The organism is Butyrivibrio sp. FCS014 (genome assembly GCF_000526935.1).
Classification (GTDB): Bacteria; Bacillota; Clostridia; order Lachnospirales; family Lachnospiraceae; genus Butyrivibrio.
In genome coordinates, this window is record NZ_JAHA01000008.1 from 348,790 (window position 1) to 361,127 (window position 12,338).

General features: G+C 48.7%; 13 protein-coding genes and 1 tRNA gene. 9 read left to right on the forward strand and 5 right to left on the reverse strand.

Annotation, left to right across the window (positions count from 1 at the left end; translation table 11 throughout):
* The gene (locus T456_RS0110410) at positions 1–738 is read left to right on the forward strand and encodes a polyphosphate polymerase domain-containing protein (protein WP_024866107.1); all 738 of its coding nucleotides are present in this window, start codon (positions 1–3) and stop codon (positions 736–738) included.
* Between the two features lie 39 nt (positions 739–777).
* Positions 778–1,467, forward strand: a complete 690-nt coding sequence (locus T456_RS0110415) for a DUF4956 domain-containing protein (RefSeq protein WP_024866108.1) — start codon at positions 778–780, stop codon at positions 1,465–1,467.
* Here the strand turns inward: T456_RS0110415 and T456_RS0110420 are convergent.
* On the reverse strand, positions 1,448–2,746 hold the full coding sequence (locus T456_RS0110420) for a sensor histidine kinase (protein WP_024866109.1): 1,299 nt from the start codon (positions 2,744–2,746) through the stop codon (positions 1,448–1,450). The genes T456_RS0110415 and T456_RS0110420 overlap by 20 nt on opposite strands.
* 37 nt (positions 2,747–2,783) lie before the next feature.
* Entirely contained in the window at positions 2,784–3,455 is a 672-nt protein-coding gene (locus tag T456_RS0110425; protein ID WP_024866110.1) for a response regulator transcription factor, read from the reverse strand.
* A gap of 133 nt (positions 3,456–3,588) precedes the next feature.
* Here T456_RS0110425 and T456_RS0110430 point away from each other — a divergent pair, with 133 nt between their 5' ends.
* Together T456_RS0110430 and T456_RS0110435 are read left to right on the forward strand one after the other, a co-directional pair.
* Positions 3,589–4,626, forward strand: coding sequence for a DUF3810 domain-containing protein (locus tag T456_RS0110430; protein ID WP_024866111.1), 1,038 nt, complete (start codon positions 3,589–3,591; stop codon positions 4,624–4,626).
* 57 nt (positions 4,627–4,683) lie between these two features.
* Positions 4,684–5,490, forward strand: coding sequence for a hypothetical protein (locus T456_RS0110435; RefSeq protein WP_024866112.1), 807 nt, complete (start codon positions 4,684–4,686; stop codon positions 5,488–5,490).
* 24 nt (positions 5,491–5,514) lie between these two features.
* Here T456_RS0110435 and T456_RS0110440 read toward each other — a convergent pair whose 3' ends face one another.
* The 3 genes from T456_RS0110440 to T456_RS0110450 all read right to left on the reverse strand — a co-directional run bounded on the left by T456_RS0110440 (position 5,515) and on the right by T456_RS0110450 (position 7,148).
* Positions 5,515–5,979, reverse strand: a complete 465-nt coding sequence (locus tag T456_RS0110440; protein ID WP_024866113.1) for a Fur family transcriptional regulator — start codon at positions 5,977–5,979, stop codon at positions 5,515–5,517.
* Between the two features lie 22 nt (positions 5,980–6,001).
* Positions 6,002–6,898, reverse strand: a complete 897-nt coding sequence (locus T456_RS0110445) for a putative manganese transporter (protein ID WP_035801793.1) — start codon at positions 6,896–6,898, stop codon at positions 6,002–6,004.
* 179 nt (positions 6,899–7,077) lie between these two features.
* A tRNA-Gly gene (locus T456_RS0110450) sits at positions 7,078–7,148 on the reverse strand.
* 147 nt (positions 7,149–7,295) lie between these two features.
* Here T456_RS0110450 and sufC point away from each other — a divergent pair.
* The 5 genes from sufC to sufU are packed head-to-tail and all read left to right on the forward strand — an operon-like array spanning position 7,296 to position 12,332.
* Positions 7,296–8,051 carry a Fe-S cluster assembly ATPase SufC gene (gene sufC / locus T456_RS0110455; protein WP_024866115.1) on the forward strand — a complete coding sequence of 252 codons (756 nt, stop codon included), beginning with the start codon at positions 7,296–7,298 and terminating at the stop codon, positions 8,049–8,051.
* Between the two features lie 7 nt (positions 8,052–8,058).
* Complete coding sequence (gene sufB / locus T456_RS0110460) at positions 8,059–9,471, forward strand: Fe-S cluster assembly protein SufB (RefSeq protein WP_024866116.1); 1,413 nt, start codon at positions 8,059–8,061, stop codon at positions 9,469–9,471.
* A 15-nt stretch (positions 9,472–9,486) separates the two neighbouring features.
* Positions 9,487–10,656 carry a SufB/SufD family protein gene (locus T456_RS19760; RefSeq protein ID WP_024866117.1) on the forward strand — a complete coding sequence of 390 codons (1,170 nt, stop codon included), beginning with the start codon at positions 9,487–9,489 and terminating at the stop codon, positions 10,654–10,656.
* Between the two features lie 22 nt (positions 10,657–10,678).
* Positions 10,679–11,899 (forward strand): aminotransferase class V-fold PLP-dependent enzyme, encoded by a 1,221-nt coding sequence (locus T456_RS0110470; protein ID WP_024866118.1) that lies wholly within the window; start codon positions 10,679–10,681, stop codon positions 11,897–11,899.
* Positions 11,889–12,332, forward strand: coding sequence for a Fe-S cluster assembly sulfur transfer protein SufU (gene sufU, locus T456_RS0110475; protein ID WP_024866119.1), 444 nt, complete (start codon positions 11,889–11,891; stop codon positions 12,330–12,332). The genes T456_RS0110470 and sufU overlap by 11 nt, the downstream gene beginning before the upstream one ends.
* The last annotated feature ends 6 nt before the right edge of the window (positions 12,333–12,338 follow it).

The following is a 12,338-nucleotide window of genomic DNA, read 5'->3' on the forward strand; positions in this document are numbered from 1 at the left end:
ATGGCAGGATTTAAGGACGTTTTTCAGAGAATAGAAGTGAAATATCTGTTGGATGATACTCAGTATACCGAGCTCAGGAAACGGCTGGAAGGCATGGCAGCAGTTGACAGCTACGGGAAAACATCCATCTTAAATATATACTTTGACACACCCCAATATACACTGATCGAAAGATCCCTGGAAAAGCCCGTCTACAAGGAAAAGCTCCGGCTTCGAACTTATGGCACGGCAAATGACGACACCAACGCCTTTATCGAGATTAAGAAAAAGTACAAGGGTGTTGTCTACAAAAGAAGGATATCGATGCCCTACAGCGAGGCCATGGACTACCTGATAAACGGCAAAAAGCCCCAAAAGCGATCCCAGATCTCAGACGAGATCGATTACTTCATCCGGTACTACAAGGGGCTTAGACCTGCAATGGCCATCTCCTACGACCGTATCGCAATGGCCGGTATTGATGATCCTGATCTTCGCATCACCTTTGACACCAACATCAGATGGCGCACCAGTAGGCTTAGCCTCAAGGAAGGAAACGTGGGAAAAGACATACTTCTTCCCGGTCAGCATCTTATGGAGATAAAGATCGCCGGTGCCATGTCGGTGGAACTGGCAAGAATACTGGATGAGCTGAATATCAGAAAGACCTCTTTTTCCAAGTACGGAAAAGGTTATATGGATTACATGTACGGAACACAGGAAAGCGGGAACATCGTCTCCTTTCCCCGGGCTGTTTAAGATCATTGCACATATTTGATAATTTGAAGGAGAAAGAAAATGAATACTACAGATCTTATTTTTGGAAGCATTATGACAAACGGAACCATCACGGGAACTTCATTCCTGATCGCCACACTCTGCTCTCTGGCCATCGGAATCTTTATCGCATTTATGTACACCATAAAGAACAACTATTCAAAGAGTTACCTTATCACACTGGCTCTTTTACCTGCCATTGTACAGGTGGTGATCATGCTGGTTAACGGCAATATCGGAGCCGGCGTTGCTGTGGCAGGAGCCTTCTCTTTGGTAAGATTCCGCTCTGCTCCCGGTTCGGGAAAAGAGATAACAAGTATCTTCCTGGCTATGGCTGTGGGACTTGCAACGGGAATGGGATACATCGGCATCGCAGCATTGTTCTCCGTTATTATCACCCTTGCCAACATGGTCCTTAACAACTCAAGATTCGGTGAGGGCGCCGGAGAAGAAAAGACCCTCAAGATCACAGTGCCTGAGGGACTGGATTTCGAGGGAATCTTCGATGACATATTTACAAGATATACAACAAAGGCTGAGCTTCAGGATGTAAGGACCTCCGGAATGGGAAGCCTCTACAAGCTCACCTACAGGATCTCAATGAGATCAAAGGCCTCAACCAAGGGCATGATCGATGAGATGAGACAGCGAAACGGTAATCTTGAGATCTGCTGCTCAAGGCCTGTACCTGTTAAGAGCGAGGAGCTTTAAAGTGCTTGGGCAGGGTAACCACAAAGCGGATGGTCTTATCGCCGTCGCGAAGAGCTTTGATATCCCCGCCATGTGAGGTGGCGATGGCTCTGGCCACCGAAAGGCCGATGCCGTAGCCGCCGGTCTGCCGGGCTCTCGAGGAGTCGGCGCGGTAGAACCTGTCAAAGAGCCTGTCCAGGTTTCCCTCAGGTATGGAATCGCAGGTATTTGAAACTTCAAGATGTATATTCTTTTCCTCGGATAGAAGGACGTGAATGCTTCCTTTGTCCGGGGAATATTTTATTGCGTTATCAAGAAGGAGGGACAAAAGCTGAACCATTGAAGTTCTGTCGCCGTTAATGACTATGCCCTCCGCGATGTCGGTTTCATAGGTTTTGCTTTTGGAAAGAGCCATTGCCTCGAAGGAGGAAGCTGTCTCTTTTGCCGTGGCACTAAGGTCAAATTCCGAGAAGACCACATTGATACGCTCTTCGTCCATACGGGAGAGGGTCAGCATGTTCTTTACAAGGTCGTTCATGCGAAGCACCTGATTCTTGATGCTGCTGCTCCACTCGCTCTTTCCGGACTCAAGCTCCAGAACATCCACATTTGCTGAGATCACAGCCAGAGGAGTCTTAAGCTCATGTCCTGCGTCGGTGATGAATCTCTTTTGCTTGTCCAGGGATTCAACAACGGGAGCCACGGCCTGCCCTGAGAAGATATAGACCAGAACGAACATGGCGATGAGGGCAAAGGCCCCGACCAGCAGGGACTGGAATAAAAGCTTGTAAACGTCTATGAGTTTAGAACTCATATCGACGAAGATCACCAGAGTGCTTCCGTCATCGCGGCTGCTTATCAGATATCTGAAGGAATGCAAAAAGCCTTTAACCCGTTTGCCACCGTAGACAGAGGCTGCATATTGCGCCGCATCTTCTTCCGTTATCGAGGCAATATGGGATACATCGGTCATTGCAGCGGTTCCGTCCTCATCATATTTGACCCAGAAATACCTGGACTGGAAGGGCATTTCCATGGAACGCCTGTCGTTTAAGCGATTAAGATCGAAGGAATCATCCGGTCTGAAAGGGCCTCTCGGCGCCTGATCACCGGTCTTCTGGCCGCCTATCATTCCGGGAAAAAAGCCATCATTGTCCGCAAGCATGGTAAGGAGCTGATCTGTATCACGTACCGACTGATAAACATTCACGGCATTTATGACACCGATCATGATAACCAGGATCAGCAAAAGTGACAGCATTGCTGTTATGACAAATTTTCTTCGTAGTTTTTTGACCATTTACTCTCCTTGCCTTGTCAGCGGCAGAAATCAAACGTCATTTCTCGTTTATGGAATATCCGACGCCTCTTGAGGCCTTGATCTCGCAGGTGGCCTCCAGGGAAGTCAGCTTTTTTCTAAGGTTTGAGATATACACCCAGACAACGTTGACGTCCGCTTCTCCGTCAGCCCAGATCCTGTCCATGAAGGAATCCACGGAGATTATCCTTCCGGGATTTGTCATGAGCATCTCCATCATCTGGAATTCCCTGCCTGCAAGGTGCACCTTCTCATGTCCGGGAGTAGAGAGCTCATACCCGGCTCTGTCCAGGGTGAGGTTTCCGCAGGTAAGGCTCGAGGGAGCAAAATCCTCTTTCCTTCTTAGCATGGCTCTTACTCTTGCCAGCAGCTCTCCCATATCGAAGGGCTTTGGGATGTAGTCGTCCGCACCGAGGTCCAGGCCCGTTATCCTGTCCTCAACTTCTGATTTAGCTGTCAGAAAAAGAACCGGCGTAGAGAGGCCTTTCTCACGGATCTTCTTAAGTACCTCAGTTCCATCCATTCCCGGCATCATTATATCCAGGATAATTCCGTCGTAGTCCCCCGCCAGAGCATAATCCAGGGCATCAGTGCCGTTGTACACCGCATCCACGGTATAATTGCTGTGCTTTAATATCGCAACCAGAGCATTCGACAGCTCTTTTTCATCATCTGCTACAAGAAGTTTCATATTATAACCGCCTTAATTTATGCGAGAATCAGTAGTTAATTTTATTTTATCACAACTTGCAGCAGCCTTGAAAACTCTAATTCCCTGTGGCATACTCGAAATCATGAAGAAGAAATTAGGTGTAAGAGGCATAATGACTATAATTCTGCTGGCGCTGTGTGCGGCCTTCAATGCGGCGGCCTGGAACAGTGCGGCATTTTCCGACTACTTCAGGGCCAGGATCTTTCCGGTACTGACAACGCCCTACGCCATGCTCACCAGCAAAGTGCCGTTCTCAGTGGGTGAGCTTATGTTGATAGCTCTTTTGCCCATTCTGCTGGGAGCCCTGATCTCTGCACTGTGTAAGCACTTCTGGAAAGGATTTCCGCTTTTCGTTGCCTTTGTTGCAATGCTCATGAGCGTCAACTGCTTCGTGCTCTATCACTGCTCTCCCATCGAAGTTTCCAATGAGCCGCAGAGGGACTACAGCCTTGAGGAACTTACTGAGCTTCGTGACTACATCGTGACTCAGTGCAATGACCTGGCACAGCAGATTCCCCATGATGAAGAAGGGAACGTCATCTATGACGGGGATATGAACCTTTCGGCAAAAGAGGCAGTGGCTGCGCTATCAGCAGACTACTCCCAGCTTGGAGGATTTACGGTAACGCCCAAGGCGCTTCTTTTCTCGGGATTTATGAGCCAGCAGTACATGCAGGGGTATTACTTTCCTTTTTCCATGGAAGCCAATTATAATGACTATATGTCCATCATGAACAAGCCCTTTACCATGTGCCACGAGATTGCTCACACCAAGGGCTTTATCTACGAGGACGAGGCCAACTTCCTGGCGTTCCTTGCCTGCATCGGCTCCGATGACATCGCCTTCAGGTACAGCGGGTATCTTGGAGTTTTGAACTACGTCAACAACGATTTCTACAAGGCTGTGGACAAGGACACCTATGACAGCCACGTGAAGATCTCCGATCAGGTCAGGTATGACAACAAGTTCCTGACGGATGAGGCCTGGCAGAAGGTGGAGGACAACGCGCTGTTTAAGACCGAGACCGTGAAGAAAGCCGCCGATACCTTTATTGACACGAACCTTAAGGTGAACGGCATCTCTTCCGGCAAGGTCAGCTACACCCATGTGGTGGGACTTCTTTTGCAGTATTATGATTCGCAGGGCTGAGGCTTTTGACTCGCTTTTATGCGGACCTACAAACATAGAACAGACTGGAGAATTATTATGAAAAAGAGCTTAGTGCTTTCAATATTGGTTATGATGACCGCCGTGCTTGTGGCCTGCGGCCCCTCCGATGAGAAGATGGCCGAAGTCACACAGGCCATGGGGCTTATGACCGGGGCCGGGGAAGCCGCCAGGGAGACCTTTCTTGATATAACCGACTCCTCCATGAAGGCTCAGCTGGATGAGCTTTTGGAAAAAGAGAATGAGATCAAAGCCATAGAGCTTGAAAAGCTGAACGACAAAAAGATTGACGAGGAGGTCATGCCAAGGATCGAGGAAGTGACCCGGGGTTATCAGGATCTTGATGCAAAGCTTAGTGAGATCCTTACCGCCGAGACCGCTACAAAGACCGAGAAGGACAAGCACAGGTTCAGCCAGGTTTACTTCATCAATAAGACCGGCATGAATCTTACGGAAATAAAGCTCCACGATATTACCCAGGACACCTACAGCGACAATTTCCTTGGAGACGGAGTTACTCTGGAAGCAGGTTACACCCTGATGGGACCGGCACTTGATGTCTATGCGGATTCAAGCCGCTGGGAGTTTGTGATAAAGAGCGATGCGGACACAGAGTACACTCTCTCCTGTGAGTCGCTTCTCCCGGTAAAGGCCGAGGGACTTTCCATCACCCTAAGCTACGACTCCAAAACTGAGGAAGGAACCGCGGACTTTGGCGGATATACCGCAGCACTGCAGGAACCCTCGGATGAGGCGACGCAGGATGCTTCGGGAGAAGGTGCATCGGCGGAAATCTCCGGCGAGGATGCGGAATCCGACGAAGCAAAAGAAGCTTCTTCAAATTAAACATGCATAAAAAATACCTCGGCATCATTGTGCCGGGGTATTTTTGCATTTATCGCAGTATCCGTAGATTTCCAGTTGGTGACCGGTTATCTGGAAATCCGGAAGACTTTCGGTTATGTGCTCTGCGATGTCGTGCAGAGGACAGGTCTTGATGGGTATCTTGGTGTGACACTTAAGGCACACGGCGTAGTGGCGATGGGTAGCCTGTTTCAGCTCATAGACCGCATTGTCCTCGGTGGAAAGAACTGATTTTACCAGGATGCCGGCCTTCTCAAAAGCCAAAAGATTTCTGTATACCGTAGAGAAAGCGTATCCCTCTTTCGGATGCTCTTTATTAAGCGCCGAAAAGATCTCCGCTGCGGAGAGGGGCTGGTCACAATCGTGCAAAACCCTGTAAATATCAACTCTCTGTCTTGTCTTCTTGACCCCTTCGGGCCAGTTTCTCTCAATTATCTCATCGAATGAGCAGGCATGTATCTTATTACTCATAGCTCTTTTCCCTCATTCCAAGTTAAAGCGTGATTCCAAGAACATCGATCAAAAGACCTGACAATGTTCCGATGATAAACAGCAAAACCGCAACGTTAATGTTGGCCTTCTTCTCGGGGTTAACCCTGAACAGTACCAGGAGGCCGATGCCGGCGCCTACTAAAAGACCGCTCATCATGGTTCCCAGGGTGATCATTCCGTCAAGGTAAAGTGTGGTGATGATAACCGAAGGAGCGCAGTTGGGGATAAGTCCCAGAATACCTGCCAGGATGTGGCTTATTACCGGATTTGTCTGGAGCAGCTGGGAAAGCCTCTCCTGTCCGATAACTTCGATCAAAGCACCCAGGATTAAAGTGAGCACCAGCACAAACAGGAAAATATGCAGGGTGTGAATAAGGGCGGACTTGGCTATTCCCACAAGGCCGTGGTCATCGTCGTCATCGCAGTGGCAGTGCTCTTTCTCGCAGAGCTCGTTTATGCGGACGGGATCCTCATCGGCTTTGTTGTGGGCTCTATGGTAAGCGTGGACCGAAAAATCGATGGCAAAACCGGCGATGATTCCGATAAGGGCTTTTATAATGAGAATTTTTATCATTGTACCCACAGGGAAATGCTCGGAGATAAGAAGGGGGATCATCTCATCCGAGGTGGAAAGGTAGATGGCGATAAGGGTTCCTAAGGTGATCACTCTTCCTGCATACAGGTTTGAAGCAGCCGCAGAAAAGCCGCACTGGGGAACAACTCCGAAAAGTCCGCCAAGGAGCGGGCCGAAGTGCTCGGTCTTCTGTACGATTTCCGCGGTGTATTCCTGGGTCTTGTGCTCCAGGTACTCCATTATAAGGTAGGTTATAAACAAAAACGGCAGTATCTTGACGGAATCAATGACTGCATCAAGTACGATATCAAAAATAAGTTCCATGTGGTCCCCCTTGTTGCAAATGCAAATCATTTGCATTTAGAATATTGGCAAAAAAAGACTAGCCGTTAGGCTAGTTGCTCTATTCAGTGGGATGCTCCACCAGGCTCGAAAGGACCTCGCCAGGTGTCCACCCATGGCTCGCACTAAGCTCGAAAAAACCTCGCTAAGTGCTCTGCTCAAGCGGGTGATGGGAATCGAACCCACGTGTCCAGCTTGGAAGGCTGGTGTTCTACCATTGAACTACACCCGCAAGTTATTGCTGACAAGTTAGTATTTTACTTATATTTCTATGGTATGTCAAGCATTTTTATGGTAATATGTGATTTGACTTTTATGATAATGGCTTATACTATGCAATAAAGCCATTTTTCACCGTTGTTTTAGAAAGGAAATTGTCATGTCAAACAACACATTATTACAGGTTAAGGACTTATCGGTTTCAATTGATAACGAATTACCTATTCTTAACAATATCAATCTGGACATCAAGCCCGGGGAGACCCACGTTCTTATGGGACCCAACGGTGCAGGTAAGTCCACCTTAGGTTTTACTCTTATGGGAAACCCTCACTACTGCGTAACAAACGGCAGCATCACTTTTGACGGTGAGGATATCACAGAGCTCTCAGCAGATAAGAGAGCCAAGGCCGGAATGTTCTTATCTTTCCAGAATCCCCATGAGGTTCCCGGAATTTCACTTTCCAGCTTTATAAGGAATGCATATCACGCACAGACAGGAGCTCCTGTTAAGCTTCTTGCTTTCCAGAAGTCCCTCAAGGCTGCCATGGAGCTTCTTTCCATGGATGAGGCATATGCAGACAGAGATCTTAACGTTGGATTCTCCGGCGGCGAGAAGAAGAAGGCAGAGATCCTTCAGCTTCTTATGCTGAATCCTAAGCTTGCAATCCTTGATGAGACGGATTCAGGTCTGGACGTAGATGCTGTTCGTACAGTATCCAAGGGTATTCAGGAGTATCAGAAGAAGAAGGACGGAGCACTCCTTATCATCACTCACAGCACCAAGATCCTGGAGTCACTTCACGTTGATTACACCCATGTTCTTGTAAAGGGAAACATTGTTCACACCGGCGACGGAACCCTGGTTGATGAGATCAACAAAAACGGTTTCGAGCGTTTTGTAAAAGAGGATTAATAAATAAATGAGCGATAACAAGCAGGTAGTTGCGGACATTGACCGCAGCTTATACGACTTTAAGGATATAGAAAACGAGAAGGACTTCTACCGTATGGAAGAAGGCCTCAATGAGGAAACTGTCCTGAAGGTCTCAGAGGAGAAGAACGATCCCGAGTGGATGAGAGAATTCAGATTAAAATGCCTGAAGCTCTACCACGAGATCAAATTCCCCGATTGGGGTCCCGATATCGACGGCCTTGATATGGACAAGATTTCTTCCTATGTAAGACACAAGTCCGAGATGAAGGGCAAGTGGGAGGAAGTTCCCGAGGATATCAAGAACACCTTTGAGAAGCTGGGAATTCCTCAGGCAGAGAGAGAATCTCTTGCAGGCGTAGGTGCCCAGTACGATTCGGAGCTGGTTTACCACAATGTCAAAGACGAAGTGGCTGCCCAGGGCGTCATCTACACAGACCTTGAGAGTGCTATGTGGGGACCTTACGCAGACATGATCAAGGAGCACTTCATGAAGCTTGTGCCTCCTACAGACCACAAGTTTGCGGCTCTTCACGGAGCAGTGTGGTCCGGCGGCTCTTTTGTCTACGTGCCCAAGGGAGTAAAGGTTGAGATTCCCCTTCAGTCTTACTTCAGACTTAACGCCGCAGGTGCGGGTCAGTTTGAGCACACACTTATCATCGTGGATGAGGGCGCAGACCTTCACTTTATAGAGGGATGTTCTGCTCCCAAGTACAACGTTGCCAACCTTCACGCCGGCTGCGTTGAGCTTTATGTTGCAAAGAATGCCAGACTTCGCTATTCAACAATAGAGAACTGGTCCAAGAATATGTACAACCTCAACACCAAGAGAGCACTGGTTGAGGAAGGCGGAATCATGGAGTGGGTATCCGGCTCTTTTGGCTCCCATACTTCATACCTTTATCCCATGACAATCCTCAAGGGCGACGATTCCAAGATGGAATTCACCGGTATCACCTTCGCCGGCAAGGGACAGAACCTGGACACAGGCGCTAAGGTTGTGCACCAGGGTCAGAGGACAACATCCGTTATCAACACCAAGTCCATTTCCAAGGACGGTGGTATCGGTACATACCGCAGCAGCGTGATCATTCAGAATACAGCCAAGCAGGCCAAGGCATCCGTTTCCTGTGATTCACTGATGCTTGATTCCATTTCCAGGGCAGACACCATTCCCGGAATGGATATCCGCACCAATGACGCAGATGTGGGACACGAGGCCAAGATCGGAAGGATCAGTGATGAGGCCATTTTCTACCTCATGAGCAGGGGCATCAGCGAAGAGGATGCCAAGGCCATGATCGTAAGCGGCTTTGCGAACCCTGTTTCAAAAGAGCTGCCCTTGGAGTATGCGGTTGAGATGAACAACCTGATCAAGCTTGAGATGAGCGGAAACGGCTGATAAGAGGAAGATAAGATGAGCAGAGATTTAAACATGAAGGTCAATGTGCTGCCGGTTCTCACATACAATTTTCTGCATGTGAACGACAGTGCCCTTCAGCTTTCAGATTTTAATATAGAAAACTTAAGCTCTCCCAAGGCAGGGGATCTTCCTGCCGGAGTCAGTGTAAGAGAAGGCGTTTCCTTTGAGGAAGCGGGAGAGCTGTTCATAAGCAATAAGGACAAGATCCTTGTGGCAAAAGAAGAAGAGGTAAACCCCAACGGTGTGACAGCCGCAAGGGATGCTTCTCAGGCAATCCGCACCGGAATGGGTGCAGACGTAGACGGCCTCATGATAAACATGGGAGCCGGGGTTGACGTATACACTGTAGATGAGGGAGTAAAGGTCGACAAGCCCATTATCCTTCGCTATGATATGGCGGACGGACAGGGAAGCCTTTCCGGACAGGTTATCCATGCTGCTAAGAATTCCGAAGTGACCGTCATCATGACTTATACATCGGATCAGGAAGCATCAGGATTCCACGGCGTAAGCACCAGACTTCTTGCGGAGGAAGGCGCCAGGATCAATCTTGTTAAGACCCAGACTCTTGGAAACGGGTTTATTCATTTTGATGATATAGGCGGTGCCTGCTTCGAAGAGGGCGGCATCAACCTGGTTACTCTGGAGCTTGGCGGCAGCAGGGTTTGGAGCAGTGCTTACGTATACCTTGCGGGCAAAGAGAGCTCTTTTACCAACAATATGGGTTACCTTTGCAGGGACGATCACAACCTTGATATGAACTATGTGGCAGATCAGAGGGGCAAGAAGACAGAGTCCTCCATGAACTTCAAGGGAGTTCTCATGGGAACTGCCAGCAAGACCTTCAGAGGCACCATCGATTTCAAGTACGGAAGTTCAGGATCCGTTGGAGATGAGCAGGAGGATGCGCTTTTATTAAGTCCCGATGTCATCAACAAGACCATGCCCGTAATCCTTTGTCAGGAGGAGGATGTGGAAGGAAGACACGGAGCCACCATCGGACAGCTTGGTGAGGACCTTCTTTTCTACATGCAGACCCGCGGAATTGATGAGGAAGAAGCCAAGAGGATCATGATCAAAGCAAGGCTTGAGAGCGTTGCAAGGATGATCCCCGATCCCGAGATCATGCAGAAGACCCAGTATTACATTCAGAATATTATTTGATCAGTTTTTTTGAGGAGAACCTATGAAGACACTTGCCGAATACCGCAAGGATTTTGATATCTTAAGTGCCGGTGATTATATCTATTTCGATAATGCGGCCACATCTCAGAGACCCAGGCAGGTCCTGGAGGCTGTCACCGACTTTTACAAAAATGCCAATGCCAATCCCATGAGGGGGCTCTATGACTGGAGTATGGAGGCTACAAGGCTCTATGAAGAGGCCAGAAGCCTGGTGGCAGATTTTATCGGAGGAGTTTCCGGGGAGGAGATCATCTTTACCCGCAATACCACTGAGTCTTTGAACCTGGTGGCCTACAGCTATGGGCTGGAGAATGTGGGCGAGGGAGATGAGATCGTCATCACGGTGATGGAGCACCACAGCAACATGCTGCCATGGCAGATGGTTGCAAGAGAAAAGGGCGCAAAGCTCATCTATCTCGAGCCCGATGAGGAAGGCGTTATCAGTAAGTCCGAGTATGAGAGCAAGATTACAGACAGAACTAAGATTGTGGCTATCGGCCATGTTTCCAACGTTATGGGTATCACCAATCCGGTAAAAGAGATAACGGCCTATGCCCACTCCAAGAGAGCGGTGGTAGTTGTTGACGGAGCACAGTCAGCGCCTCACATGGCAGTTGATGTAAAGGATATCGGATGTGACTTCTTTGCATTCTCCGGACACAAGATGATGGCTCCAATGGGAATCGGAGTTCTGTACGGCAGGAAAGAGCTTCTGCTTAATATGAAGCCTTTTTTGACCGGCGGAGAGATGATCGAGTATGTGACAAGAGAGGATGCCACCTACGCGGAGCTGCCCCACAAATTTGAAGCGGGAACAGTTAATGCCGCAGGTGCTGTAGGACTGGCTGAGGCCATAAGATATATCAGGGAAGTGGGCTTTGAGGCCATTGAGGCCCAGGAGCTGAAGCTTACCACCCTCCTCATGGAAGGTCTTGCAAAGCTTCCTTATATCAAGGTTTACGGATCCAAGGATCCCGCAAAGCACTGCGGTATCGTTACCTTTACCATGGAGGGCGTACATCCCCATGATATGGCGTCCGTACTTAACGACGACAAGGTATGTATAAGAGCCGGGCACCACTGCGCTCAGCCTCTTATGCAGTTTATCGGAGCAGGCTCCACATCAAGAGCCAGCGTATATTTCTACAACACTGAAGATGAAGTTAAAGAGTTCCTGGACAAACTTTCAAAGGTAAGGGAGGTCATGGGATATGGAGCTTAAGCAGTTATATCGCGAAATCGTTAATGAGCACAACCTTCACCCGGTTCACAAGAAGGCTATTGAAAACCCGGATCTTGTAATGCGCGGCGTGAATCCGAGCTGCGGTGATGACATCACTTTAAGCCTTAAGATCGAGAACGGAGTTATCACAGATGCCGGTTATGAAGGATCAGGATGCGCTATTTCACAGGCATCCGTTGATATGATGGCAGATCAGGTTATCGGCAAGAGCAAGGATGAGGCAATTAAGCTTGCCGGCACCTTTATGGGAATGATCAAAGGCGAGATCACAGATGAAGAGAGCATAGAGGCCCTTGATGAGGCAGCAGCTCTTCAGGACGTGGCTCATATGCCTGCAAGGGTTAAGTGCGCTGTTCTTGGATGGCACACCATGCAGGAGATGCTGGAAAATCCCGAGAAAGCACAGGGCTGATCATAG